Below are 25,137 nucleotides of genomic sequence, written 5' to 3'. Positions count from 1 at the left end.
TTAAAATTTCCTATGTATGTCTGATAAACTTTTTCAAAAACCAAAAGGAACGGCTGATTTGTTGCCGGCCGTTCAAGCAATTTGGGATAAAATTAATCGAGCAGCTCAGGAAATTTTCGGTCGCCGTTATCGTTTTGGCAGGATCGATACACCTTTATTTGAAAACTACGAAATTTTTGCACGTACTTCCGGGGATTCATCGGATGTTGTTAGCAAAGAAATGTATGATTTCTACGATAAAGGCAATCGGCACCTGGCTTTACGTCCGGAAGGCACTGCCGGAGTAGTTCGCGCCTATGTAGAGAATAAGCTGTATGGACCCGAATATGAAAAGCCGGTTAATCTTTACTACTTGGAATCTATGTTCCGTTATGAAAGGCCACAAGCTGGGCGGACACGCGAATTTCATCAGTTGGGCGTTGAAAGTTTTGGTTCCGATTCTCCTTTTTTGGATGCACAAATTATTCAAATGGCGATTGATTTTTTTCAAGAATTCAATTTAGATAATTTTATTGTCAAAATAAATTCGCTTGGCGACGAGGAATCCCGAACTAATTATCGGAGCGCTCTGGTGGATTATTTAAAGCAATTTGAAGATCGGTTAAGTAATGATTCGAAAAATCGTTTGAAATCAAATCCCTTGCGGATTTTAGATTCAAAAGATCCAAAAGACCAGGAACTGCTTATTGATGCACCAAAAATTTTGGATTATTTAAATCAGGAATCGAAAGATCGCTTTAAAAAAGTTACCAAAGCTTTAGATGATTTCGATATCAGTTACGAAATTGATAATAAATTGGTTCGCGGTTTGGATTATTACAATAACACGATTTTTGAAATCGAAACACGGGATCCAAAACTTAAATCATCTGCAACCGTTTGTGGTGGTGGACGCTATTCGGGGATGGTTGAGGAATTCGGCGGTCCGGAGACGCCGGCAATTGGTTTTGGGATTGGTTTGGAACGACTGATCACTTTAGTTGGCCAAATTGAAGATCAGGATCATAACGATGTTTATATCGTTCAAACCGATAAATCGGTTAATGAGTTTGCAAATTTGCTGGCAAAGCGATTACGTGAAAAATTTCATTTCGGAGTTTTGCTTGATTACACTGATCGATCAATGAAATCGCAATTAAAATCTGCCGATCGAACCAAGTCGCGATATTCTATTGTGATTGGTGAAGAAGAAGTTAAAAACAAAAAAGTAACAATTAAGAAAATGGCCGATGGCAGCCAGAAAAAAATATTATTGGATAAGTTAACAATTGGGGATTTTTCATGAGTGGAAAACAAAGAACAGTTTATGCAGGTTTAGTAAATGAAAAAATGGCTGGTCAGGCAATTACTTTAAAGGGTTGGGTTCAGAAACGTCGGGATCTCGGCGGATTGATTTTTGTTGATTTACGTGATCGCGAAGGAATTGTTCAGTTGACTTTTTCTGATGAATTTTCTAAAGACGCTCTAAAGACGGCTGAAAGAATTCGTAGCGAGTATGTTATTTCAATTACCGGAGTTGTTTCTCTCAGGGCAGAATCAGCGATTAATCCGAAAATGAAGACAGGAAAAGTCGAAGTGCTTGTTCACCAAGCAGAAATTTTAGCCGAATCAAAAACGCCTCCTTTTGATATCGAAGACGGAGTCGACGTTAACGAAGAATTAAAATTAAAGTATCGTTACCTTGATCTTCGCCGTCCAGAGATGCAAAAAGGCTTGATTTTGCGCTCGAAAATTATGTCTTCTTCGATGCGTTTTATGGAAGAAAATGGTTTCTTGGATATTGAAACGCCGTATCTTGCCAAGAGTACTCCGGAAGGCGCGCGCGATTATTTGGTTCCTTCGCGCATTTACCCAGGAAGTTTTTATGCTTTACCTCAGTCACCGCAGTTATTCAAGCAATTGTTAATGGGTGCTGGCTTTGATCGTTATTTCCAAATTGCCCGTTGTTTTCGTGACGAAGATCTGCGTGGCGATCGTCAACCAGAATTTACCCAGCTTGATATGGAAACGTCCTTCATGAATCAAGGCGAAATCATGGAACTTGTTAATCGCTGGATTACCCAGATTATGTCCGATGTTGTCAAGGCAAATATTGACTCGAACAGTTTTCCGGTTTTGCATTGGCAAGAAGCAATGGACCGTTTTGGTTCCGACAAACCTGATTTACGTTTTGGCATCGAGCTTCACGATGTTTCCGAAATAATGAAACAAACAAATTTCACTGTCTTTACCGGAGCTATTAAAAAGGGCGGTTTCGTTAAAGCAATCGTCGCTCCAAAGGGAGCAACGAAATTTACAAGAAAAATGATTGATGGACAGACTGATTATATTAAACGTTTTGGTGCTAAAGGACTGGCCTGGATTAAATTTGAGAATGGAGAATTTTCTGGACCAATTGCCAAGTTTGTGTCTGATGTAAAGGGTCAGTTGGTTTCCTTTTTGTCACTGTCCGATGGCGATTTGGTATTCTTTGCTGCGGACACGTTCTCGGTTGTTTCCGATACTCTTGGGTATTTACGCAAATACGTTGCTAAAGAACTTGATTTGATTGATGAAAGCAAATGGGATTTTGCCTGGATTGTCGACTGGCCTCTCTTCGAATATTCGGAGGATTTTGGTCGCTGGATTGCAGCCCACCATCCTTTTACAATGCCTAACGAGGAAGATCTGCATTATCTGGACGATGGTGAAGATCCTCATTTGGCACACGCTCAATCGTACGACCTGGTTCTTAATGGATACGAGCTCGGTTCCGGTTCGATTCGTATTCACACAATGGATATTCAGAAAAAAATGCTTAAGGCTTTGGGTTTCACTTCTGATCAGGCAGAAAAGGCCTTTGGATTTTTGCTTGAGGCAATGGAATATGGTTTTCCACCAATGGGTGGAATTGCTCTGGGCCTGGACCGTTTGGCTATGCTTTTGTCCGGCAAAGAAAACATTCGAGAGGTAATCGCTTTTCCAAAGAATTCTAATGCAACTGAACCAATGACCAAAGCTCCTTCGAGAGTTTCTGAAAAGCAGTTGGCGGAGTTGGGATTGAGAGTTCCGGAATGATTATTACTAACGTAACGCTTTTTTAATGATTGAAGTTATTTTGTAAATTTAATGTAATATTGGAATTATGAAGAGGGATAGTAGAAAAAGTAGTTTTATTCCAGGTATTGAGGGCTTGCGGGCCTTTTCGGTTATTGGGGTGATTCTTTTTCACTTGTGGCCGAAAATCTTTGCCGGTGGATTTGCCGGAGTGACGGTCTTTTTTGTTATTTCAGGTTTTTTAATGATAAGAATCATCCTTAATGAATTTTACGAACGGGGCCGTTTTCGAATCAAACGTTTTTATTCACGGCGTTTCTGGCGTCTGTACCCGGCTTTTATCGTAATGATATTTTTAACGACCGCAGTTTTAGCAGTTGCTTTTCCTGAGGGACTATTTGGTATCAGGGGTTCGCTATTAAGCAATATATTTTATGTTAATAATTGGTATCAAATTGCCAATTCGCTTTCTTATTTTGCTGCTAGTGCTCATTGGTCGGTCTTTACCCATCTTTGGTCGCTTTCTGTCGAAGCGCAGTTTTATTTATTTTGGCCGCTTCTTTTATCCTTAATTCTTTATTTCGGTGATAAGCGTTGGCAACTTGCCTTGATTGTTCCAACTATTTTTGCTTTGATTTCCGCGACTTTGTTTGCAATTTTATATTCGCCGATTTCAACCAATCGTGCCTATTATGGAACGGATACAAGAGTTTTTTCATTCATTATTGGCGGGATTGTTGCCATTTTTATGTCTTTGGCCGCTTCTCCTTACTGTCCGAAACAAATTACCCGGATACTCATTTTTTTAAAAAAACTTCAGGCTATTTAATTTCCTTAAGTTTGCTTGGCTTAATTGCACTGTTTATTCTTGCTAATGGAGTCCAGGCCTGGGTTTATTACTTTGGAATGTTGCTGCTGAGTATTTTTACGGCGATTTTAATCTTTTATTTATCAAGTAATCCACAAAGCGAATTTGGTTTATTAATGGGCAATCGCTATTTTAGATACATTGGTTCGCGTTCTTATTCGATTTATCTCTATCAATTGCCGATTATGATGATTATCGAACGAATTTTCCCTGTCGTTTCTCTGCTTGATGATATATTGAGATCAATTACTTCTGTCCTGATTATTCTGTTTGTTTCCGAACTTTCCTATCGACTAATCGAAATGCCTTTTCGACATGGATTCGTTCTTCGTTTAACGAAACTGGCATTTAATTGGAAAACAATTTTGTCGATCACTGTAGCTGTTTTCGCCATTGGAGGCACGGCCTTCGGCCTTATTTCCAAAAGTGCGGTTCGTTCAAAAGATGCCGACCAACTTCAACAAAAATTGAATAAGAGTTCAAAAGTAATTGAAAAGCGAAACAACAAGGCTGTTCAGGCTCGAAAAAGTTCATCTTCTTCAACTTCATCTGCTTCCAGCAGTTCCGATTCTCATGAACAACAATTGGCTTCTATCTTTGGCACAAGCAGTGAAAATATTCACAAGGTTGAATCCTTGAATATTACTGCAGTCGGTGATTCACTTTTATTGGACGTTGGGCCGGATATTCAATGGGTTATGCCCAAGACGATTGTTAATGCAAAGGTCGGCCGACATACTCTTAACGCAATCGATATTTTGCGTCACTTAAAAAAAGAGGGAAAACTGGATCCGATTATTTTGATGGTTATTGGAACAAATGGAGAAATTTCTGCACAAAATATTCAAGAAGTGCGTTCCATTGCCGGTTCTCGACAAGTATATTGGGTTAACTCATTCTCTGGGGGCAAGCCTTGGGAAGGCCCTAATAATCAGCTGTTAAACGCAGCAGCTAAAAAGGATCGACGACTGCATATTGTTGACTGGTATGATTCTGCCCGCTCTCATCCGGAATGGTTTTCTCCGGATGGCATTCACCCTCAGCGAACGGGAAACCGTATCATGACGACGATGATTATTAATTCAATTGCTTCGAATACCAAGTAACTTTACATTTTCGTGACAAAAATATTATTTTTTGCAATATAAAAAGTTAATTTACTCACATATTGTAACCTGCAATTTTACATTATTCGTTTGATCCTCCAAAAATGTCTTTATCTGAAATATTGAGGAAAAATAAAAATAGGACAATACTTTCCAATGGGGAGTGGGTATTTTTACACTAAGAAAGTCAGGAGACTAGTTAAGGCATTAATTGTTTTAGCTTGTTTTGCTGCTTTTTCTTTTCTTATTCCCTCAACGGTGGGTAAAGCCGACCATTGAGATGCTTCAGCGAATAGTTCTTTTTCTGTGGCTAGAGGACTTGCTAGGTCGGTTGGGCAAACCGCAGCAACTTTTAACCCACCAGCGTCGACAGCTAAAAGCAAAAAGGACAAGACTTCTACAGGAAATACGCTTCAACAACTGGATTACGTCAAGTCGACAGTTCAAAATACAACTCCTTTGGAGAACAATGTTTCTTATGCTGCGACCAGCAGTAGCCAACAAACTCTAAGCAGCGTTCAAACTTCTTCCCAAAGTTCCAGCAGTTCTATAAGCGAAAGTAGCTACTCAAGCTCAACTGCGACCGGCACGAGTATGTACAGTGAATCGCAAAATACTGTACAAAGGTCCAGTGTTTCAAGCAGCTATAGTTACGCTGCAAAAATCAGCTCGTCATCCTCTATTCCACAAACGTCTGTTTCTTCTTCGAGCTCCAGCAGTTCGATTTCATCCGGCAGTGATGATATTAACTGGCTTATTTCTCGCGAATCGTCCGGTAATCCGAACGCTGTTAATGGTTCTTATAAAGGAATCGGCCAACTTAGCGAGGCTGCTTACGAGACATATCTTGGTATGACTTGGGATCAGGTTAAAGGGAACTATCAACTGCAATTAAAAGCGATGCAGGCATATATTTCTGCCCGTTATGCTTCCGTTTCTGCTGCGATTAGTTTTTGGCAACAGAATGGCTGGTACTAATTTCTAATTTTTATGGCGGAAGTCCTTGCCCCACAAGGGCTTTTGCTGTAACATATACAAGTATGCCTTTTACGTTTTACGCTTTAATACGGCCGAAAACGCCGGTATATCAATGATTAGCAATGATATTCAAGGTTGCGACACGCTCGGCACCGTTGCCATGGCGTTGAGATGCCGGTTTTTGAATGGAGCAAGCTGATTTTGAAAATCAACGAAAGGATAAATTATGGCAGAAAGAAAAATTCGGATTCGCTTGAAGGCTTATGAGTATCGTACGATCGATGCTTCAGCGGCAAAAATTGTTGAAACTGCAAAACGCACTGGTGCGCAGGTAGTTGGTCCAATTCCTTTGCCGACTGAGCGCACTATATATACTATTTTGCGTTCGCCTCATAAGCACAAGGATTCACGAGAGCAATTTGAAATGCGTACACATAAGCGCTTGATTGATTTGGTTAATCCAACTGATAAAACTGTTGACTCGCTTCGCAAGTTAGACCTACCAGCTGGTGTAGCAATCGAAATCAAGCTTTGATCATTTAATAATTAAGGAGAAAGTCATGACAAAAGGTATCTTAGGCCGAAAAGTCGGTATGACTCAGGTTTTTACTGATAAAGGCGAGCTTATTCCTGTGACTGTCATTGAAGCATTGCCAAATGTGGTGCTGCAAGTAAAGACTCCCGAGACTGATGGCTATTCAGCTTTGCAGCTCGGCGTCTTTGACAAGCGCAAGATTGCCGCTAATAAACCTGAACAAGGTCACGCAAAAAAAGCTAGCGCGGCCCCTAAGCGCTACGTTCGCGAAATTCGTGACGCGCAAGGCGATTATAAACAAGGCGATAAAGTTAAAGTCGATGTTTTTGCCGCTGGTGAATATGTTGATGTCCAAGGAATTACAAAGGGACATGGTTTCCAAGGATCTATAAAACGTTTGGGACAGTCACGTGGACCAATGGCCCACGGATCTCGTTACCATCGTCGTCCTGGTTCAATGGGATCTATCATCAACAAAGTCTTTAAAGGAAAACTTCTTCCTGGACAAATGGGTGGCGACCTCAGAACCGCACAAAAACTTTTGGTTGCAGGCGTTGATCCGGCGAATAATTTGATTTTAATCAAAGGTAATGTTCCCGGAGCAAATAAAAGCTTTGTGACTATCAAGTCTACTGTTAAACCATTTAAAGCAAGCAAAATCAAGTTGGGTGGCACAGTTGGACAAGAAGTTAAAGCAGAAGCCAAAGACACGGCTTCTACAGAAAAAAAACAAGCAGAAACAAAAAATGACTCTGCTTCCGCAGAATAAGAAAGGAGAACATTATGACTAAAGTTGCTTTATATAAACAAGATGGTACTCAAGCTGGTGAAGTCGAGTTAGCAGATTCGATTTTTGCAATTGAACCTAACGAAGCTGTAGTTACTGATGCGGTTTTGATGCAACGTGCATCTTTGCGTCAAGGTACTCATTCGGTCAAGAATCGTTCTACTGTTTCTGGTGGCGGGAGAAAGCCATGGCGTCAAAAAGGAACTGGTAACGCTCGTCAAGGTTCGATCCGTGCTCCACAATGGCGTGGCGGTGCAATTTCGATGGGCCCGATTCCTCGCCCTTATGCTTATAAAATAAACCGCAAGGCTTATCGTTTGGCTTTGAAGAGTGTTCTATCAGATAAAGTTTCAGCAAAGAACTTCGTTATTATCGACGAGCTTAATTTTGAGAAGCCTTCAACGAAAGCTATTGCTGATAGTTTGAACAAATTAGAGGCTACCAAGAAGACTTTGTTGGTGGTTGACGATGCAAACGAAAATGCAAAACTTTCGGCTCGTAATTTGCCAAATGTTCAAGTAACCACGGCTAGTGGCGTTAATGTTTACGACCTAGTGAAGGCTCAGAAAGTTGTTATCGTACAGTCAGCTGTAAAACAAGTTGAGGAGGTATTAGGCTAATGCAGGCACGCGACGTAATTTTACGACCAATAATCACTGAATCATCGATGGCTGGCGCTGATCGCAAGGTTTATCAGTTTGAAGTTAATCGGAAGGCTACCAAGACCGATGTTAAGGTGGCGGTTGCTGATGTTTTTGGCGTTACAGTCAAGAAGGTTAATATTGCTAATGTTCGTGGGAAAAATAAGCGAATGGGCCGTTACCAAGGGCTTACACGCAATCGCAAAAAGGCCACCGTTAGTTTAACTGCTGATTCAAAAGACATCGAAGTTTTCAAAAACCAAGAAGAAAATAAATAATTTTTTAGAAAGGAGTAACGCATGGCTATCAAGACTTATAAACCGACAACTAATGGACGTCGTAATATGAGTGGATTTGATTTTTCCGTTATTACAAAAACGACACCAGAGAAAAGTTTGTTGGCAAAAAAATCTAAGACCGGCGCTCGTAACGCTGAAGGTCGTATGACTGTTCGCCATCATGGTGGTGGTCATAAGCAGCAATATCGTATTATTGATTTCAAACGAATCAAGGACGACAAGACTGCCACGGTTAAAGCAATCGAGTATGATCCTAATCGGACTGCTAATATTGCTTTGCTCGTTTATGAAGATGGTGTGAAGAGTTATATCTTGGCGCCTAAGGGATTAGAAGCTGGAACTAAAGTTCAGTCTGGTCCCGATGCCGATATTAAGGTCGGTAATGCGTTGCCGTTAGGCAACATTCCCGAAGGTACATTAATTCACAATATAGAATTAAAACCTGGTAAGGGCGGTCAGCTGGCTCGTTCGGCTGGTACTTCGGCACAAATTTTAGGTAAGGATGATGCTGGCAAATATGTGATTATTCGTTTATCATCTGGCGAAGTTCGTATGATCCCTGCTACTTCTCGTGCAACGATTGGTGAAGTTGGCAACGCTGAACATTCACTTATCAGTTGGGGTAAGGCAGGTCGTTCCCGCTGGCGCGGCAAGACTCCACATGTTCGTGGTTCTGTTATGAACCCGAATGATCACCCACATGGTGGTGGTGAAGGAAAAGCTCCTGTCGGTCATCCGAGTCCTATGAGCCCATGGGGCAAGAAGTCTTATGGTAAGAAGACTCGTGATAAGAAGAAGCCATCAACTAAGTTCATTGTTCGTGGACGGAAGGGTAAGTAATCGGAGGTTTAGATGAGTCGTAGTTTGAAAAAAGGACCTTTTGCTGATCCATCGTTGTTAAAGAAGATCGAGCAATTAAAAGGCCAAAGTAAAAAACCAGTCATCCGTACTTGGTCACGTCGTTCAACAATCTTTCCAAGTTTTATTGGTTTTACGATTGCTGTTTACGATGGTCGCAAGCACGTTCCGGTATATATCCAAGATGATATGGTTGGTCACAAACTCGGAGAGTTTGTTCCAACTCGTACTTTCCGTGGACATGCTGGTAGTGATGATAAGAAGACAGGAAAGTAAGGAGTAAGTCATGGCTGAAAATGTTACATCTGCAAAAGCCACAGCTTTTCAAGTTCGAATCGCGCCTCGTAAAGCTCGATTGGTCCTTGATACTGTTCGTGGCAAAAGTGTTAATGAAGCTTACGCAATCCTGAAATTCTTGCCTAATACAGGTACTGAGCCGGTATATAAGGTGCTCAATTCAGCGGTTGCGAATGCTGAAAATAATTTTGCTCTTGACAGAGCAGATTTGGTGATCAAGGAAGCTTATGCCAACGAAGGACCAACTATGAAACGTTTTCGTCCTCGTGCTAAAGGTACGGCATCTAAAATCAACAAACGCACAAGTCATATTACAATCGTCGTTTCCGAAAACGACAAGAAAGGAGCTTGAGTATGGGCCAAAAGATTAATCCAATTGGATTCCGTGTTGGAGTCATTCGTGACTGGGATGCTAAATGGTATGCCGACAAAAAGGAATACGTTCCTGCTTTACAAGAAGACTTGCGGATTCGCAAATATCTTGAAACGAATTTAAAAGATGCAGCTGTTGATCGTATCACAATCGAACGTACTGAACCTACTCGCATTAATTTAACTATTCATACTGCTAAGCCTGGTATTGTTATTGGTCGTGGCGGTGCTGATGTTGAGCGTTTGCGTAGTGAATTGTCAAAGATAGTTGATACTTATAAGGGTCAACACAAGCGCGTCAATATCAATATTGTCGAGATTCGTAAACCAGATTTAAATGCTCACCTTGTTGGCCAACAAATTGCTGCCGATTTAGAGAGGCGTGTTGCTTTCCGTCGCGCAATGCGTGGAGCTATTCAACGTGTTCAACGTGCTGGCGCTAAGGGTGTTCGCACAATGGTATCAGGACGTTTGAATGGAGCTGATATTGCTCGTAAAGAGCAATATACGGAGGGCACCGTTCCTCTTCATACTTTACGTGCTGATATTGATTATTCTTGGGACGAAGCGATGACTTCTTACGGTAATCTTGGTATTAAAACATGGATTTATCGTGGCGATGCCGAGAATGGCCAATTCATTAAAGATGAGGATGTTGCTGCTGCAGCGAATAATCGTGGCCGTGGCAATAATCGTGGCCGTGGAAACAGTCGTCAGAATGGTGGTCGTTCTCGTCGCCCTCGTCAAGGTCAAGCTTCTACTCAAGGACGAGGAGGTAATAACTAATGTTAGTTCCTAAACGTGTTAAGTACCGTCGTGTTCATCGTGGACACATGCGCGGTGAAGCTAAAGGTGGCCGGACAGTTGCTTTTGGTGATTACGGTTTGCAATCACTTGAAAATAATTGGATTACGAACCGCCAAATCGAGGCAGCTCGTATCGCCATTACCCGTTATATGAAACGTGGTGGTAAAGTCTGGATTAAGATTTTTCCACAAAAGTCCTATACATCCAAGGGTGTTGGTGTCCGTATGGGTAATGGAAAAGGTGCTCCGGAAGGCTGGGTAGCCCCGACCAAGCGTGGAACAATTATGTTCGAAGTTGGCGGAGTTTCCGAAGCCGTGGCTAAAGAAGCTTTGCGATTAGCTATGCATAAATTGCCAGTTAAGGCAAAAATTGTTAGCAAAGCCGAAGCAAGTAAGGAGGTAAACGCATAATGAAAGCTTCAGAAATTAAAGGTCTATCCCGCGATGATTTGTTAAAGCGTGAAAAAGATGCCAAAGAAGAACTTTTTAATTTACGTTTCCAACAAGCTGCAGGTCAATTAGAGAATACCGCCCGTCTTTCAACGGTCAAAAAAGACATTGCAAGAATTAAAACTGAGCTGTGGGCTCAGGAAATCGCTGCCGAAAAGGCAAAGGCATAAGGAGGTTACTATGAGTGAAGAACGTAATACACGTAAAGTTTATCGTGGCCGTGTTGTTTCTGACAAGATGGACAAGACCATTACTGTAGCAGTTGAAACTTATAAAAACCACCCTGTCTATGGTAAGCGAGTTAACTATGCTAAAAAGTTTAAGGCACATGATGAGAATAATGATGCCAAATTGAATGACGTTGTTGAGATTATGGAGACTCGTCCATTGTCTGCTACTAAGCGTTTTCGTCTTGTTCGTGTGGTCGAAAAAGCTGTCGTCTTGTAATATTTTGAAAGGAGCAGAACTATGATTCAACAAGAAAGTCGCCTTAAAGTTGCTGATAACTCTGGCGCTCGTGAAATTTTGACAATCAAAGTTCTTGGCGGTTCCGGAAGGAAATTTGCTAATATCGGCGATATGATTGTCGCCACTGTTAAACAAGCTATTCCTGGCGGCACCGTTAAGAAAGGTGATGTTGTTAAAGCGGTTATCGTTCGTACGGTTAGTGGTGTTCATCGAATTGATGGTTCATATATTAAATTTGATGAAAATGCCGCTGTCATCGTTAGAGATGATAAGTCGCCGGTTGGTACACGTATTTTTGGACCTGTCGCACGTGAATTACGCGATAACAACTATATGCGTATTGTAAGTCTTGCGCCGGAAGTTCTATAAGGAGGATCACATGAATATTAAGACTGGAGATAAAGTCCGCGTGATCGCCGGTAAGGACAAGGGTAAAGAAGGATCAGTTACCAAGGTATTTTTGAAAACTGATCGTGTAATTGTCGAAGGCGTGAACAAAGTCAAAAAACATCAAAAGCCAACCCAGGCAGAGCCTAAGGGTGGAATTATCGAAAAAGAGGCAGCTATCCATGTATCCAATGTGATGCTGCTGGATGCCTCTAAAAAGAAAACAATTCGCGCTAGCAAGCGCGAAAGCAATAAAAAATAAGCGGGAGAAATCATTTTCATGGTAAATGCGTTAAAAGAAAAATATGTTAATGAAGTTCGACCAGCTCTGATTTCAAAGTTTGACTATACATCATTAATGCAGGCCCCTAAGCTTGAGAAAATTGTCTTGAACATGGGTGTCGGCGATGCTGTTACTAACTCTAATAATCTTGATGAAGCTGTCTCTGAACTGCGTTTAATTGCTGGCCAACAACCAGTTGTCACCAAGGCTAAAAAGTCAATTGCTGGTTTCCGTTTACGTGAGGGAATGAGTATTGGAAGTAAAGTTACACTTCGTGGAACACGTATGTATGACTTTCTTGATAAATTGATTAATGTTGCATTACCTCGTGTTCGTGATTTCCACGGTACGTCCACCAAATCTTTCGATGGTCGTGGAAATTATACTCTTGGTATCAAAGAACAATTAATTTTCCCTGAAATCAATTACGATGACGTTAATCGGGTCCGCGGACTTGATATTGTTATTGTTACGACTGCCAAGACTGATGAAGAAGGTCTTGAATTACTTAGTCAACTTGGCATGCCCTTTGCTAAGTAATTATTAAAAAGCACAAACAAAGTATCGCTATTGGACAAACGTGCTTTTTAGATAAATTATCAATGATGTTTTGTCTAAAAAGTGCATTGTTACGCGACAACTGTTAGAAAGGAAATTCATTATGACAATGTCTGATCCAATTGCAGACTTTTTGACCCGGATCCGGAATGCGAACATGGTTCGTCACGAAACCGTTGAGACCCCTGCTTCAAAGATCAAAATTAATATTGCCCAAATTTTAAAGGATGAGGGTTTTATTACCGATTATCAAGTTGTTGATACTCCTAATAAGCAAGGTTTGATTTCTTTGAGTTTAAAGTATGGCCCAAATCGTGAGCGTATTATTACTGGTTTAAAACGGATTTCAAAACCCGGTTTGCGTTCTTATGTCCAGGCTGATTCTGTTCCTAAAGTACTAAATGGTTTGGGAATTGCGATTTTGTCAACATCTGAAGGCGTTATGACAGATAAAGCTGCTCGTGCTAAGATGATTGGCGGAGAAGTAATCGCGTACGTATGGTAATTTAATCCATGGTTAATTTATCTAGGAAAGGAGAAAACCATGAGTCGTATCGGAAATAAAGCAATCACCATTCCTACTGGTGTTGAAATAAAGCAGGAGGGCGATCAGGTAACTGTTAAGGGTCCTAAAGGTGAAATTACCCGTTCGATCGCGTCGGTGATTTCAATGAATATCGAGGGATCTGAAGCTAAGTTCAGTCGTCCCGATGATTCTAATCGGAATAAAGCATTGCATGGAACTACTCGTGCTAATGTTGCTAATATGATTGAGGGCGTTTCTAAAGGTTTTAAAAAGAATCTTGAACTTGTTGGTGTTGGATATCGTGCTTCGATGCAAGGAGATAAACTTGTGTTGACTGTTGGTTTTTCCCACCCGGTTGAGTTTGAAGCGCGTGAAGGTCTGAAAGTTGCTGTACCTGATGCTACCCATATTTCTATTGAGGGTATTTCCAAACAACGTGTCGGTGATTTTGCAGCTGAGATTCGCGGAGTTCGTCCGCCTGAACCTTATAAAGGCAAGGGAATTCGTTATCAAGGCGAAATCGTACGTCGTAAGGAAGGAAAGACTGGTAAATAACTAGTCTAAATTATTAAAAGGAAGCATTGCTATGATTACAAAACCAGATAAAAATAAGACGCGTCAAAAGCGTCACGCGCGTGTGCGTGGTAAGATTTCTGGTACTGCACAGCGCCCCCGTTTGAGTGTTTTTCGTTCTAATTCAAACATCTACGCACAAGTAATTGATGACGTAGCAGGTGTCACGCTAGCAAGTGCCTCTACTTTGGAAAAAGAAAACCAAGGTGGAACTAAATCTGAACAAGCAAGTAAGGTTGGCCAGTCGGTTGCCAAACTAGCTATTGCAAAAAAAATCACTGAGGTTGTTTTTGACCGGAGTGGGTATCTCTATCACGGACGTGTTCGGTCTCTGGCCGACGGCGCTCGTGAAGCAGGTTTGAAATTCTAAGGGAAGGAGGAAAAAATATGGCAGAATATATTAATCCAAATGCACTTGGCGATCTTGAAGAAAATGTTGTTTCTATCAATCGTGTTACAAAAGTTGTGAAAGGTGGCCGTCGGCTTCGTTTTTCCGCTTTGGTAATTGTTGGTGATAGAAATGGGCATGTTGGCTTTGGTACTGGAAAGGCCCAAGAAGTTCCTGAGGCTATTCGTAAAGCTGTTGAAGATGCTAAACGTCATTTGATCAAGGTCCCGACCGTTGGAACTACGATTCCTCATCAGGTTCTTGGCGTTGACGGAGGCGGAAAAGTTCTCTTAAAGCCTGCTTCTGAAGGTTCCGGGGTTGCTGCAGGAGGCTCTACTCGTCCAATTATGGAGTTAGCAGGTATCCCTGATGTTACTGCGAAATCACTTGGATCATCAACTGCTGTCAATGTTGTTCGTGCAACGTTTGATGGTTTAAAGAACTTAAAGGAAGCTAAGGTGGTTGCTGCATTGCGTGGCGTTAGCCTTGGAGAATAAGGAGGAGACATGGCAGATTTAAAAATTACTTTAATTAAAAGCATAGTTCATCGTGAGCCTCGTCAACGAGAGATTGCAAAGTCTCTTGGCTTGGGTCGTGTTCACTCTTCTGTTGTTCGCCCAGATAATGCTGCGACTCGTGGTATCATTTTTAAGATTGCTCATCTTGTTTCGGTTGAGGAGGTTAACAAATAATGGATTTATCAACTTTAAAACCAGTCGCTGGTTCTCGTAAATCTTCTACTCGAAAAGCTCGCGGTTTCTCTGCCGGCAAAGGAAAGACAGCTGGTCGTGGACAAAAAGGCCAGAAGGCTCGTGAAGGAAAAAAATTGCGTCTAAGTTTCGAAGGTGGCCAAATGCCATTGATGCGTCGTATGCCTAAACGTGGATTTAACAATATTTCTCGTAAAGAGTATGCAATCGTTAATCTTGACCAACTTAATAAGTTTGACGATGGAACAACTGTTTCGGCCTCTTCATTGAAAGAAGCTGGTATCATTAAAAAGGAATTATCAGGCGTCAAAGTTTTGGCTTCTGGTAAACTTAATAAAAAAATTACTATTCATGCAGCAAAAGCTTCACAAGCTGCACAGGATTCAATCAAAGAAGCCGGTAGCAAGATTATTTTAACTACCGAAACTGCTGATTCAGAAAATTAATTTCCATGTTTAGTTTATTAATAAAAGCTCTAAAACAAAAGGAAATTCGCGTTCGTATCTATTGGACTTTGCTTATTTTGCTTGTCTATAGGTTTGGCGCCTACATAACCGTCCCGGGTGTCAATGCAAGTGCTTTGACAAAGCTAATGGACCAGACTTCATTACTTTCGATTTTAAACTTGTTCTCTGGTGGCGGTCTTTCGGCATATTCTCTTTTTGCTCTTGGCGTTAGTCCTTATGTTACAGCTCAAATTATCATTCAGTTGTTGCAAATGGATATCGTTCCGAAATTGGTTGAATGGTCCAAACAGGGTGAGACTGGTCGTCGTAAAACTACTCAGGTAACTCGTTACTTGACAATTGTTTTGGCTTTCATTCAATCGATTGGTATTACGGCTGGTCTAAATGCTTTGGGCGAACCAATAGGGGTAACTTTACTGAAAAATACTTCTCTCAATTCTTATTTTGTTATTGCGGCCGTTATGACGGTTGGATCGATGTTTTCTGTTTGGCTTGGTGAACAGATTCAGGACAAAGGCATTGGCAATGGCGTTTCGATGATTATTTTCGCCGGTATTGTTGCCCAACTGATACCAGGGATATGGCAGCTTTTTCAGGAGGATGTTCTTGAAGGTCCAGCAGTAAACGGATGGATTAGCTTTGGTGTTCTTTTCTTGGCCCTACTGATTGTTGTTACTTTCGTTACATGGTTTTATGGCGCTGTTCGCCGTCTCCCTATGCAATATACGCGTTCGGATCGTAATTATGGTGACGAAAGTTATTTGCCATTAAGAGTTAATGTCTCCGGCGTTATTCCGGTTATCTTCGCTTCATCTCTTATCACAACTCCTCAAACTATTTTGCAGGCTTTTGTTGGTTCTTGGGGAGATAAGCCATGGTATAAGATCGCTAGCAACATCTTCAGCCTTCAGACATGGGAAGGGACATTAGCATATGGCTTGATGATTGTCTTATTTACTTTCTTTTACGCCTTTGTCCAGGTTAATCCGGAAAAGGTATCCGAAAATCTGCAAAAGCAGGGTTCCTATATAATCGGTGTAAGGCCTGGCGAAGAGACGAAGAAGTTCCTTAGTCGCCTACTTAATCGTTTATCCGGTCCAGGGTCGATCTTTTTAGCCGTTGTTGCAGTTGTACCACTTTTAGCACAGAATTTTGGAATTCTAGATGCCAATTCAAAGATTGGTTTGGGTGGTACTAGTCTATTGATTGTGATTGGTGTCGCGGTTGATTTGATGCACCAAATTGAAGGATTGACAGAAAAGAAAAACTATATTGGTTTGATTCGCTCACATCCTTATTACGATAAAGAATTATCTGAAGGGAAAATTTAAAATGTCTAAAAATATTGTTATGTTGGGTCTTCCTGGAGTTGGCAAAGGTACAAACGCTGATATTATGGTTGAGGATTTTAAACTGCCTCACATATCTACTGGAGATATTTTTCGTTCGGCGATGGCCAATCATACTGAATTAGGTGATAAGGCTAAATCTTTCATGGATGCCGGGAATCTTGTTCCTGATGAAATCACAAATGGAATTGTGAACGAACGTTTGAATGAGGCTGATGTTAAGGATGCCGGTGGTTTTATTCTCGATGGCTATCCGAGAAATACTTCTCAAGCAGATTCACTGGAATCTTTTTTGAGAAGTATTCAACAGAAGCTTAATGCGGTTATCTATTTAGATGCTTCGGAAAAAACCGTAACTAATAGAATGCTTGGACGTGGTAGGGAAGACGATACACCGGAAGTTGTCGCTCACAGAATTGATGTTGCAAAAAAAGAAACCATGCCCTTGGTTGAATATTATCGTAATAAAGGAAGTCTTTACACGATTGATGCAAATGGAGAAGTTTCAGTTGTTTATCCAAAGATTAAAAAACTTGTTTCAAATTTATAAATAGCTTGATTTTCTTTAGTAATGCTGATATAATTTGCAGGTTGACCGTATGAATTTGGAGGTAAGAGTGGCAGGAAACGACGTTATTGAGATTGAAGGAGTAATTAAAGAAACAAAACCAAACGCTAACTTTATTGTTGAGTTGGAAAACGGTGCAAGGATTCAAGCCGGAGTTTCTGGCAAGATTCGTAAAAATTATATCCGTATTCTCGTTGGAGACCGTGTGACGGTTGAAATGTCGCCATATGATTTGACTAAGGGTCGAATCACTTATCGTCATAAATAAGGCGAGACAACAATCAGTTAACCGAATAGGAGGAATAGATTGTGAAAGTACGTCCATCTGTAAAACCAATGTGTGATCAATGCCGTGTTATTAAGCGGAATGGTCGCGTTATGGTAATTTGCTCGGCAAATCCCAAACACAAGCAACGCCAGGGCAAGTAACATTAGGCAGGTCGGTGGCATAAAGAACCGGCATACATATAGAAAGGAGGAATTGTTATGGCTCGTATTGCAGGTATTGACTTACCACGTGACAAAAGGATCGTGATTGGTCTTACTTATATATATGGAATCGGTAATACTACTGCTGAGAAGGTTTTGGCAGAAGCTGGTGTGAGCGAAGATGTCCGTGTACGTGACCTTAGTCCTGAAGATGAGGATAAAGTTCGTGCAGCAGTTGACAAATTAAACTTAACACTTGAAGGTGATTTGCGTCGTGAAGTTAGCTTAAATATTAAGGGACTTCAGGAAATCGCCTCTTACCGTGGTATTCGTCACCGTCGTGGATTACCAGTTCGTGGACAACACACGAAGAATAATGCACGTACTCGTAAAGGCCCAGCTAGAGCGATTGCTGGCAAGAAGAAATAATTAAGAAAGGAGATTTTCAGTATGGCAAGTCGTACAAGTCGCACAAGTGGTCATAAGCGTCGCGCTAAAAAGAATATTGAAAAAGGCGTTGCCCATATTCATTCAACTTTTAATAACACGATTGTTTTGATCACTGATGAAGCAGGAAACGCAGTTTCTTGGTCATCAGCTGGTTCATTAGGTTTTAAGGGTTCTCGTAAGTCTACTCCTTTTGCTGCTCAACTTGCTGGTGAAGCTGCTGCCAAAGCAGCAATGGAACAAAATATGCATAGTGTTGCAATCAGTGTTAAAGGACCAGGTCCTGGACGCGAATCTGCAATTCGTGCTGTTGCCGCTGCTGGTTTAGAAATTACTGCAATTAGCGACGTCACTCCCGTTCCTCATAACGGTTCTCGTCCACCGAAGCAGCGTCGGGCATAAAAAATATATAGGAGAGGCAAATATATGATCGAATTTCAAAAGCCAACAATTTCGACCGTCGAAGAATCAGAAAATTATGGAAAGTTTGTTGCCGAGCCTCTCGAGCGCGGTTATGGAACTACTCTTGGAAATTCATTAAGAAGAGTTTTGTTATCCAGCCTGCCCGGTGCAGCAATTAATTCTGTCCAGATTGATGGTGTCCTTCATGAATTCACGACTATTGATGGTGTAACAGAAGATGTTACTCAAATAATTTTGAATTTAAAAAAGGTTGCTATGCGGATTGATTCCGATGAACAGAAGACGCTTGAAGTTGACTTTAGTGGTGCTGGTGAATTGACTGCCGGAGATATCAAAAGCGATGGCGATGTTGAGATTTTGAATCCTGATTTGCACATTGCGACAGTCTCGGCTGGTAAGAGCCTACATATGGCTCTCACTGCTATACGTGGTCGCGGATATGATTCAGCTGAAGAGAATAAAGCCAAGATGGAACTTGGCATTGGTGTTTTAGCGATTGATTCAATTTATACACCTATTTCTAAGGTTAATTATACAGTCGAAAAGACTCGTGTTGGTCATCGTGATGATTATGACAAATTAACGTTAGAAGTGTGGACTGATGGTTCTGTTAGTCCAAGCGAGTCTTTGAGTCTTGGATCCAAGATATTATCTGAACATCTAGCTTTGTTCATTGATTTGAGTAATGCTGGGAAGAAAGAAATGATGCTTGATCCTGATGCTGTTGAGACAGTTATGGAAAACAAGGAACCAATCGAAGAGCTTGAACTTTCGGTTCGTTCGTTTAACTGTCTGAAACGTGCGGGAATTAATACAATTGAGGATCTAACAGATAAAACCCTGCATGATATGGGCGAAGTTAGAAATCTTGGACGCAAATCACTTGAAGAGATTATTCAAAAATTAGCTGAACGTGGTCAGTCATTTAAGCAGGAAACTGAAAACTAAATAATCGGAGAAATCCAGAAAGGAGTAATCATGGGATACCGTAAGTTGCAAAGGACCAAGTCCCAGCGCAAAGCACTTTTGCGTGATTTGACAACTAATTTAATTCTTAACGGCAAAATTCAAACAACCGAAGCACGTGCCAAAGAGGTTCGCCGCCAGGCTGAGAAAATGATTACGCTTGGAAAGCGTGGTGATCTTGCTGCTCGTCGTTTAGCGGCTACCTATCTTCGCGATGTTGAAGATGAAAATAAGATTAAAAACGCAACCAATGCTGAGGATATTGTTGAGCAAAAGGCTGTTAAGACTTTGTTTAGTGATGTAGCTCCTCGCTTTAAAAGTCGAAATGGTGGTTATACACGCATTTATAAATTAGGTCAACGTCGCGGTGATGCTGCTCCAATGGCATTACTGGAATTTGTTGATTAAATTAATTATTTTAAAAGCCCCAAATTTATCTAAAGTTTTAAAAGTTTCGATGCTTTATGGACTAAAGATTAAATTTGAGGGCTTTTTTATTTTTAACAGTTTTCCTTTGTTAAAATTTTAATGATGGTTTCAGCTATTGTAATTAACAATTTGTCGTTTTCTTTTGATGATGGTCAGGAATTGTTTCGACAACTTTCTCTGCAGGTTAATCGTGGGGAGTGGCTTTCTTTGGTTGGCAGAAATGGATCTGGGAAGTCGACTTTGATGAGATTGATACTTGGTCTTGAAACGCCTTCGTCGGGTACAATAAAAGTTGCGGCGCGGCTTGGAGCCGTTTTTCAGAATCCAGAGGATCAATTTATTGGAGCAACCGTTGAAGATGAGTTGGCTTTTGGATTGGAGAATCAACAAATTAAGCCCGAATTGATGCCTAACAAGATCAAGGAGACTTTGCAGGAGATTGGCATGTCTGATTATGCCAAAAGCTCTCCAGATCAGTTGTCCGGTGGTCAAAAGCAGCGTGTGGCGATTGGCTCGGCTTTGATTTTGAATGCCGATGTCTTATTTTTCGATGAAGCGACTAGTATGTTGGATCCATTGGCCAGAGAATCAATAATAAATTTAATTGGTAAGCTTCATAAGCAAAACCCGAATTTAACGATTATTAATATTACCCATGATCCAGATGAAATATTATGGGGGCAACGAGCTGTTGTTTTAGAAAAAGGTAAAATAATCGCTGATGAACCCGCAAAAGTTTTAATGTCGGATATTGATTTTCTTCACCACCATCAATTGGGTGAGACTTTTGTCTCTAAATTGGTTTCAAAGATCAATCAAAAACGTTCGTTGAATCGAAAAATACCTTCTTCGATTATTTCTCAAAAAGAGCTGCTCTCATGGCTATTGAATTCAAACAAGTAAATTATTTATATAAATCTTTTTTACACGAAAATTCTTTTTCTTTAAATAATCTTTCTCTATCAATTAATTCTGGAGAATTTATTTTAGTTGCCGGCCAAACCGGTTCTGGCAAAACTACTTTTTTAAGATTGCTTGATACCCTGATTTTACCCTCTAATGGTGAAATAAATTTTGATGGGCAAATCATTAACAACAGTTCTCCTGAAAAAATTCTTATGAAAGTTAGACGGAATTTTGGATTTGTTTTTCAGTTCCCCCAAAGACAATTATTTTCTCCGACAGTGTTAGATGATGTTGAGTTTGCTGCACTGAATTTTGGTAATAATAAAGCAGAGGCTTCAAAAAAAGCCAAAGAGGTTCTTAAACAAATTGGAATTGAAGAGGATCTTTGGGAACACTCTGTTTTTAATTTATCGGTTGGCCAAATGCGTAAAGTCGCAATTGCCGGAGCTCTAGTTAACCAACCAAAATATTTACTGTTGGACGAACCAACCTCAGGGATGGATGAATATGCTAAAAATGATCTTTTGAAAATTCTGAATTATTTTCACGAACAGGGAGCAACTATCATTGCTGTAAGCCATGATATTAATACTTTGGCTCCTCTGGTTGATCGAGCGATTATTTTTAGAAGAGGAAAAATAATATCTGACAATAACCCGACAAAAATATTTAGCAAACCGATGAATGCTGATATCCAACCACCCTCAACAGTCTCTTTTGCTCGTTCCATAGGATTGAAATCAACTCCTTTGTCGATTGACGAGCTTGCCGATGAAATCGAGGCAATCAATGAATAATATTTTCGGCCGTTTTTTACCAACTGATTCTTTGCTTGGAAAATTGGATCCACGTACTAAAATTGTAATTGATTTTTTTTTCGTAATCATTCTACTTTTTGCTAATTCTTGGTTAACATATGGAATTTTGATTTTTTTTGTGGCTTTTGCGATCTACTGTTCAAAAATTCCAATCAAGGTTTTTTGGTTGGGCTTACGCTCGATTCTCTCACTTGTTATTTTAATGATGCTAATCCAATTGCTTTTAACCGCACCAAGCGATCAGTCGGACATTCTTATCAGTTTCGGTTGGCTGAGAATTTCTTCTACTGGCCTTATAAATTCGATTATAATTGCTTTACGCTTTTTCTTAATGATTTTTATGACAACTGTGTTGACGGTAACGACGCCTTCGACTTCGATCGCCGACGGAATTTCCAGTCTTCTAAAGCCTTTGAGCAAGATTGGTTTGGACACTAAAACTTTCGCTTTATTAATTTCGATGACGCTGCGTTTTGTTCCGATTTTGTCCGACGAATTTTCGACAATTGTCGATGCTCAAAGATCACGCGGACTCAGTTTGAAAACTGGCAGCATTGTTAAACGAACAAAAACACTGATTCCGATGATAATTCCTTTAATCAGCGTCGCGTTTAAAAAGGCTTTGACCTTGGCTGATACGATGGAAATCAGAGGTTTTATTGATGCGAAGAGCAGGACCAGTTTTCATCAATTGAAATTTCAAAAAATAGATTTAATTGTCCTGATAATTTTTACCGTTATTTCCTTTTCGATTGTTTATTTTAGTTATGCAAAATTATAAGGTTACAATTTCATATGATGGTCATTATTTTGAAGGTTTTCAAACGCAAAATAGGCCGGGTAGCAGAACTGTTCAGGATGAATTAATTAAGGTTGTTTCAAAAATGGCTAAAACGAAAATCAAGGTTATCGGAGCTAGCCGAACGGATGCCGGCGTTCATGCTAACGGTCAGGTAATCAATTTCATTTTTCCTTTTGATTTAAATGAAAAAGCAATTTTAATGGGGATGAATAGTCAATTACCGACCGATATTCTTGTTAAAAAAGTTGAGAAAGTGCCAATTAACTTTAATGCTCGACACAGCAGCCATCGGAAACGTTATTTATATCGAGTTTCGACAAGTAAATTTATCGATCCTTTCAAACGTTTTTATACCGGACATTATTTTTGGAATTTGGATACTAATAAAATTCAAGAAGCCTTACCTGATTTAATTGGCGAACACGATTTTTCCAGTTTCGCGGCTTCCGGTAATCAAACAGCCACTACGATCAGAACGGTTACAAAAGCGGAGTTGAAGATTTTTCCTAAAAATAATGAATTATTATTTACTTTTGAAGGAAACGCCTTTCTTTATAATCAAATTCGGATTATGGTCGGCGTACTTTTGGAAATTGGCAATGGAACAAGACCGGTCCATGATATTATTCGTTTGATTAAAATTAAAGATCGTCAACAGGCACGTTTCACAGCTCCAGCATCTGGACTATACTTAGACGAGGTTTACTATGAGTCAATGGATTAAGACAATCGAATATTTTGTTGGTCAGGATGACCAAACGCCAAATATTGCGGTGATTGAAATTAATCATCCGAAGAAAACAGATAATGGCAGTGAACTGGTGAAACTCTTGAATGGGTCCGAACCATTTTCTAATTTTAATGAAGAAACAAAAAAATATGATAATTTTTCAATGATGACACTATCCGAAGATTCTTTTTTTCAATTGGGATTGGAAGTTTTTACTCGTCTTAGTTCAGATCCTTTTTACGAATCAATTATTTTTTTTGATTCAGAAATTAAAGGATTCTTACCGGTAGCAACTAAACAATTAGCTCAATTCGTTGATCGGAATATGAATCTTGAAAGAGATAATACTAATACTCTTTCAAAACCTAGTCATGACGCTCTCAATCGTTTTTATAAACTGCAGACAAAGGAAACTGAAAAAATTGAAAACCCAGCTTTACAGACTTCCCTTGATACAAACGAAGTCAATCAGAATAACATCAACGACTTGATCAATGGGGCAGTTTTCCTGATACCGACACGAATTAAAAAGCATAAGGTTCGACAGGATTCGATCGATTTTTTCTTATTATCACAGGATGGCGAAGCGGATGTTACTTATTTACCGATTTTTACCGATTGGGATCATTTGAGCCAGTGGTATTTTTCGCCAAGTGCAAATGGTTATAACACTGACGATCTAGCCCAAATTATTGCTGTTCCGGTACAGGGCTTGGTCGAGATCCGCGGTAATCTTGGGAGTGCGATTTCTCATATTGTTGTCAATCCGATAACCAATGATTTTATTTTGGAATTATCGGCAAATAGTGATAACGATTCTGAATAATGACTTGACTTTGATGCATAAAAACTAGTATCATATTTAACGGTCTTATTTACTCCATGCCCTGGTACGGATGTAGTGAAGAGGATAAAAAATTATGCGTAGTACATTTTTAGCAAAACCACATGAAATTCAACGCAATTGGTATATCGTTGATGCTACCGACGTGCCTTTAGGTCGTTTAAGTAGCGTTGTCGCTACCGTTTTGCGCGGAAAGAATAAACCAACTTTTACACCGTCTGTTGATACTGGCGACTTTGTTATCGTTATAAACGCCGATAAAGTTCAATTGACTGGCAAAAAGGCGACTGACAAAACCTATTATCACCATTCTGGTTATCCAGGTGGCTTGAAGGCTCGTAAAGCCGGAACCCTTCGTGAGAAGAACCCTAAGAAGTTGATTGAGTTATCAGTTCAAGGTATGCTTCCAAAAAATACTTTGGGTCGTGCTCAAGGATTAAAATTACATGTTTATGCTAGTGGCGAGGAAGTTGGGCAAAGTGCTCAAAAACCACAGGTATTAAATATCAAGGATTTACTCTAAGAAAGGAACTGATAAATAATGGCAAATACTCAATATGCAGGAACGGGTCGTCGTAAGGTTTCAGTCGCTCGTGTTCGTTTAACACCCGGAAGCGGAAAAATTACAATTAACAATCGTTCTTTTGAAGAATATATTCCGGCAGCCAATCTTCGGGCCGTCGTTATTCAACCTTTTGCAGTTACATCGACAGACGGAACTTATGATGTAAATGTAAATGTTGTTGGTGGCGGCTTTGCTGGTCAAGCTGGCGCAACTCGTCATGGTATCGCTCGGGCTTTGCTCCAAGTTGATCCTGATTTTCGCCCAGCCTTAAAATCGGCAGGCCTGTTGACTCGTGATTCTCGTATGGTTGAACGTAAGAAGCCGGGTTTGAAAAAAGCTCGTCGTGCTTCTCAATTCAGTAAGCGTTAATCTTAGGAATAAGAGCTCGGTTGTTACCGAGTTTTTTTGTGCCTAAAAATGACAACTGTTGGATAATTCTTTATACTTGTAATCATGCGATTTATTTGA

Annotated in this window: 40 protein-coding genes; all 40 read left to right on the top strand. The window is 40.3% G+C overall.

Going from position 1 to position 25,137, the window contains the following annotated elements; all coding sequences use genetic code 11:
• Window positions 1-16: 16 nt before the first annotated feature.
• The 40 genes from hisS to rpsI all read left to right on the top strand — a co-directional run bounded on the left by hisS (window position 17) and on the right by rpsI (window position 25,038).
• Window positions 17-1,285 carry a histidine--tRNA ligase gene (gene hisS, locus A3G9_RS0105240; protein WP_002818447.1) on the top strand — a complete coding sequence of 423 codons (1,269 nt, stop codon included), beginning with the start codon at window positions 17-19 and terminating at the stop codon, window positions 1,283-1,285.
• The gene (gene aspS / locus A3G9_RS0105235; RefSeq protein WP_002818448.1) at window positions 1,282-3,057 is read left to right on the top strand and encodes an aspartate--tRNA ligase; all 1,776 of its coding nucleotides are present in this window, start codon (window positions 1,282-1,284) and stop codon (window positions 3,055-3,057) included. Before hisS ends, aspS begins: the two co-directional genes overlap by 4 nt.
• A 67-nt stretch (window positions 3,058-3,124) precedes the next feature.
• Window positions 3,125-3,865 carry an acyltransferase family protein gene (locus A3G9_RS1000000110425; protein WP_002818449.1) on the top strand — a complete coding sequence of 247 codons (741 nt, stop codon included), beginning with the start codon at window positions 3,125-3,127 and terminating at the stop codon, window positions 3,863-3,865.
• Between the two features lie 11 nt (window positions 3,866-3,876).
• Window positions 3,877-5,010, top strand: a complete 1,134-nt coding sequence (locus A3G9_RS1000000110420; RefSeq protein ID WP_002818451.1) for an acyltransferase family protein — start codon at window positions 3,877-3,879, stop codon at window positions 5,008-5,010.
• Between the two features lie 306 nt (window positions 5,011-5,316).
• Window positions 5,317-5,988, top strand: coding sequence for an aggregation-promoting factor C-terminal-like domain-containing protein (locus tag A3G9_RS0105220; protein ID WP_002820377.1), 672 nt, complete (start codon window positions 5,317-5,319; stop codon window positions 5,986-5,988).
• A 226-nt stretch (window positions 5,989-6,214) separates the two neighbouring features.
• The gene (rpsJ, locus tag A3G9_RS0105215) at window positions 6,215-6,523 is read left to right on the top strand and encodes a 30S ribosomal protein S10 (protein ID WP_002817271.1); all 309 of its coding nucleotides are present in this window, start codon (window positions 6,215-6,217) and stop codon (window positions 6,521-6,523) included.
• A 25-nt stretch (window positions 6,524-6,548) separates the two neighbouring features.
• On the top strand, window positions 6,549-7,292 hold the full coding sequence (gene rplC / locus A3G9_RS0105210; RefSeq protein WP_002818455.1) for a 50S ribosomal protein L3: 744 nt from the start codon (window positions 6,549-6,551) through the stop codon (window positions 7,290-7,292).
• A 14-nt stretch (window positions 7,293-7,306) separates the two neighbouring features.
• A complete protein-coding gene (rplD, locus tag A3G9_RS0105205; protein WP_002818456.1) occupies window positions 7,307-7,930 on the top strand; it encodes a 50S ribosomal protein L4 in 624 nt (207 codons plus the stop codon).
• The gene (gene rplW, locus A3G9_RS0105200; protein ID WP_002817273.1) at window positions 7,930-8,229 is read left to right on the top strand and encodes a 50S ribosomal protein L23; all 300 of its coding nucleotides are present in this window, start codon (window positions 7,930-7,932) and stop codon (window positions 8,227-8,229) included. The genes rplD and rplW overlap by 1 nt, the downstream gene beginning before the upstream one ends.
• 21 nt (window positions 8,230-8,250) lie before the next feature.
• Window positions 8,251-9,090, top strand: a complete 840-nt coding sequence (gene rplB / locus A3G9_RS0105195) for a 50S ribosomal protein L2 (RefSeq protein ID WP_002818457.1) — start codon at window positions 8,251-8,253, stop codon at window positions 9,088-9,090.
• 12 nt (window positions 9,091-9,102) lie between these two features.
• Complete coding sequence (rpsS, locus tag A3G9_RS0105190; protein WP_002818458.1) at window positions 9,103-9,384, top strand: 30S ribosomal protein S19; 282 nt, start codon at window positions 9,103-9,105, stop codon at window positions 9,382-9,384.
• A 10-nt stretch (window positions 9,385-9,394) separates the two neighbouring features.
• The gene (gene rplV / locus A3G9_RS0105185) at window positions 9,395-9,757 is read left to right on the top strand and encodes a 50S ribosomal protein L22 (protein ID WP_002818459.1); all 363 of its coding nucleotides are present in this window, start codon (window positions 9,395-9,397) and stop codon (window positions 9,755-9,757) included.
• A 2-nt stretch (window positions 9,758-9,759) separates the two neighbouring features.
• Complete coding sequence (gene rpsC, locus A3G9_RS0105180; protein ID WP_002818460.1) at window positions 9,760-10,563, top strand: 30S ribosomal protein S3; 804 nt, start codon at window positions 9,760-9,762, stop codon at window positions 10,561-10,563.
• Window positions 10,563-10,994 carry a 50S ribosomal protein L16 gene (gene rplP / locus A3G9_RS0105175; RefSeq protein ID WP_002818461.1) on the top strand — a complete coding sequence of 144 codons (432 nt, stop codon included), beginning with the start codon at window positions 10,563-10,565 and terminating at the stop codon, window positions 10,992-10,994. The genes rpsC and rplP overlap by 1 nt, the downstream gene beginning before the upstream one ends.
• A complete protein-coding gene (gene rpmC, locus A3G9_RS0105170; protein ID WP_002818463.1) occupies window positions 10,994-11,203 on the top strand; it encodes a 50S ribosomal protein L29 in 210 nt (69 codons plus the stop codon). The genes rplP and rpmC overlap by 1 nt, the downstream gene beginning before the upstream one ends.
• A 10-nt stretch (window positions 11,204-11,213) precedes the next feature.
• The gene (rpsQ, locus tag A3G9_RS0105165; protein WP_002818464.1) at window positions 11,214-11,480 is read left to right on the top strand and encodes a 30S ribosomal protein S17; all 267 of its coding nucleotides are present in this window, start codon (window positions 11,214-11,216) and stop codon (window positions 11,478-11,480) included.
• Window positions 11,481-11,501: 21 nt separating this feature from the next.
• Entirely contained in the window at window positions 11,502-11,870 is a 369-nt protein-coding gene (gene rplN, locus A3G9_RS0105160; RefSeq protein WP_002818465.1) for a 50S ribosomal protein L14, read from the top strand.
• A 10-nt stretch (window positions 11,871-11,880) separates the two neighbouring features.
• The gene (rplX, locus tag A3G9_RS0105155) at window positions 11,881-12,150 is read left to right on the top strand and encodes a 50S ribosomal protein L24 (protein ID WP_002816348.1); all 270 of its coding nucleotides are present in this window, start codon (window positions 11,881-11,883) and stop codon (window positions 12,148-12,150) included.
• A gap of 18 nt (window positions 12,151-12,168) precedes the next feature.
• On the top strand, window positions 12,169-12,711 hold the full coding sequence (gene rplE / locus A3G9_RS0105150) for a 50S ribosomal protein L5 (protein WP_002816349.1): 543 nt from the start codon (window positions 12,169-12,171) through the stop codon (window positions 12,709-12,711).
• 121 nt (window positions 12,712-12,832) lie between these two features.
• Window positions 12,833-13,234 (top strand): 30S ribosomal protein S8, encoded by a 402-nt coding sequence (gene rpsH / locus A3G9_RS0105145; protein ID WP_002818466.1) that lies wholly within the window; start codon window positions 12,833-12,835, stop codon window positions 13,232-13,234.
• 39 nt (window positions 13,235-13,273) lie between these two features.
• Window positions 13,274-13,810 carry a 50S ribosomal protein L6 gene (rplF, locus tag A3G9_RS0105140; protein ID WP_002816351.1) on the top strand — a complete coding sequence of 179 codons (537 nt, stop codon included), beginning with the start codon at window positions 13,274-13,276 and terminating at the stop codon, window positions 13,808-13,810.
• A gap of 31 nt (window positions 13,811-13,841) precedes the next feature.
• Entirely contained in the window at window positions 13,842-14,198 is a 357-nt protein-coding gene (rplR, locus tag A3G9_RS0105135; RefSeq protein WP_002818467.1) for a 50S ribosomal protein L18, read from the top strand.
• Between the two features lie 17 nt (window positions 14,199-14,215).
• Complete coding sequence (gene rpsE / locus A3G9_RS0105130) at window positions 14,216-14,713, top strand: 30S ribosomal protein S5 (protein WP_002818468.1); 498 nt, start codon at window positions 14,216-14,218, stop codon at window positions 14,711-14,713.
• 9 nt (window positions 14,714-14,722) lie between these two features.
• Window positions 14,723-14,908, top strand: a complete 186-nt coding sequence (gene rpmD / locus A3G9_RS0105125; protein ID WP_002816353.1) for a 50S ribosomal protein L30 — start codon at window positions 14,723-14,725, stop codon at window positions 14,906-14,908.
• Window positions 14,908-15,372 carry a 50S ribosomal protein L15 gene (rplO, locus tag A3G9_RS0105120; protein WP_002818469.1) on the top strand — a complete coding sequence of 155 codons (465 nt, stop codon included), beginning with the start codon at window positions 14,908-14,910 and terminating at the stop codon, window positions 15,370-15,372. The genes rpmD and rplO overlap by 1 nt, the downstream gene beginning before the upstream one ends.
• Before the next feature lie 5 nt (window positions 15,373-15,377).
• On the top strand, window positions 15,378-16,724 hold the full coding sequence (gene secY / locus A3G9_RS0105115) for a preprotein translocase subunit SecY (RefSeq protein WP_002818472.1): 1,347 nt from the start codon (window positions 15,378-15,380) through the stop codon (window positions 16,722-16,724).
• A 1-nt stretch (window position 16,725) separates the two neighbouring features.
• Window positions 16,726-17,292, top strand: coding sequence for an adenylate kinase (locus A3G9_RS0105110; protein ID WP_002818474.1), 567 nt, complete (start codon window positions 16,726-16,728; stop codon window positions 17,290-17,292).
• Window positions 17,293-17,359: 67 nt separating this feature from the next.
• Window positions 17,360-17,578: a translation initiation factor IF-1 gene (gene infA, locus A3G9_RS0105105; RefSeq protein ID WP_002818476.1), complete on the top strand. Its 219-nt coding sequence runs from the start codon at window positions 17,360-17,362 to the stop codon at window positions 17,576-17,578.
• 41 nt (window positions 17,579-17,619) lie between these two features.
• The gene (gene rpmJ, locus A3G9_RS1000000109850; RefSeq protein ID WP_011677525.1) at window positions 17,620-17,739 is read left to right on the top strand and encodes a 50S ribosomal protein L36; all 120 of its coding nucleotides are present in this window, start codon (window positions 17,620-17,622) and stop codon (window positions 17,737-17,739) included.
• Between the two features lie 57 nt (window positions 17,740-17,796).
• Complete coding sequence (rpsM, locus tag A3G9_RS0105100; protein WP_002816335.1) at window positions 17,797-18,168, top strand: 30S ribosomal protein S13; 372 nt, start codon at window positions 17,797-17,799, stop codon at window positions 18,166-18,168.
• Between the two features lie 21 nt (window positions 18,169-18,189).
• Window positions 18,190-18,588, top strand: a complete 399-nt coding sequence (gene rpsK, locus A3G9_RS0105095) for a 30S ribosomal protein S11 (protein WP_002820374.1) — start codon at window positions 18,190-18,192, stop codon at window positions 18,586-18,588.
• Between the two features lie 24 nt (window positions 18,589-18,612).
• A complete protein-coding gene (locus A3G9_RS0105090) occupies window positions 18,613-19,557 on the top strand; it encodes a DNA-directed RNA polymerase subunit alpha (protein ID WP_002821406.1) in 945 nt (314 codons plus the stop codon).
• 30 nt (window positions 19,558-19,587) lie between these two features.
• The gene (rplQ, locus tag A3G9_RS0105085) at window positions 19,588-19,983 is read left to right on the top strand and encodes a 50S ribosomal protein L17 (RefSeq protein WP_002818480.1); all 396 of its coding nucleotides are present in this window, start codon (window positions 19,588-19,590) and stop codon (window positions 19,981-19,983) included.
• Between the two features lie 123 nt (window positions 19,984-20,106).
• On the top strand, window positions 20,107-20,907 hold the full coding sequence (locus A3G9_RS0105075; protein ID WP_002818482.1) for an ATP-binding cassette domain-containing protein: 801 nt from the start codon (window positions 20,107-20,109) through the stop codon (window positions 20,905-20,907).
• Window positions 20,883-21,707, top strand: coding sequence for an ATP-binding cassette domain-containing protein (locus tag A3G9_RS0105070; protein ID WP_002818484.1), 825 nt, complete (start codon window positions 20,883-20,885; stop codon window positions 21,705-21,707). Before A3G9_RS0105075 ends, A3G9_RS0105070 begins: the two co-directional genes overlap by 25 nt.
• Window positions 21,700-22,509 (top strand): energy-coupling factor transporter transmembrane component T family protein, encoded by an 810-nt coding sequence (locus A3G9_RS0105065; RefSeq protein ID WP_002818486.1) that lies wholly within the window; start codon window positions 21,700-21,702, stop codon window positions 22,507-22,509. The genes A3G9_RS0105070 and A3G9_RS0105065 overlap by 8 nt, the downstream gene beginning before the upstream one ends.
• Complete coding sequence (gene truA, locus A3G9_RS0105060) at window positions 22,496-23,254, top strand: tRNA pseudouridine(38-40) synthase TruA (RefSeq protein ID WP_002818487.1); 759 nt, start codon at window positions 22,496-22,498, stop codon at window positions 23,252-23,254. The genes A3G9_RS0105065 and truA overlap by 14 nt, the downstream gene beginning before the upstream one ends.
• A complete protein-coding gene (locus tag A3G9_RS0105055; protein WP_002818488.1) occupies window positions 23,238-24,086 on the top strand; it encodes an SseB family protein in 849 nt (282 codons plus the stop codon). The genes truA and A3G9_RS0105055 overlap by 17 nt, the downstream gene beginning before the upstream one ends.
• Before the next feature lie 94 nt (window positions 24,087-24,180).
• Entirely contained in the window at window positions 24,181-24,627 is a 447-nt protein-coding gene (gene rplM / locus A3G9_RS0105050) for a 50S ribosomal protein L13 (RefSeq protein WP_002818489.1), read from the top strand.
• Between the two features lie 18 nt (window positions 24,628-24,645).
• Window positions 24,646-25,038: a 30S ribosomal protein S9 gene (gene rpsI / locus A3G9_RS0105045; protein WP_002818490.1), complete on the top strand. Its 393-nt coding sequence runs from the start codon at window positions 24,646-24,648 to the stop codon at window positions 25,036-25,038.
• Window positions 25,039-25,137 lie beyond the last annotated feature (99 nt).

This window comes from Oenococcus oeni DSM 20252 = AWRIB129 (assembly GCF_000372485.1).
In the GTDB taxonomy this organism is placed as follows: Bacteria; Bacillota; Bacilli; order Lactobacillales; family Lactobacillaceae; genus Oenococcus; species Oenococcus oeni.
This window is presented reverse-complemented; position numbering and strand designations above follow the sequence as displayed.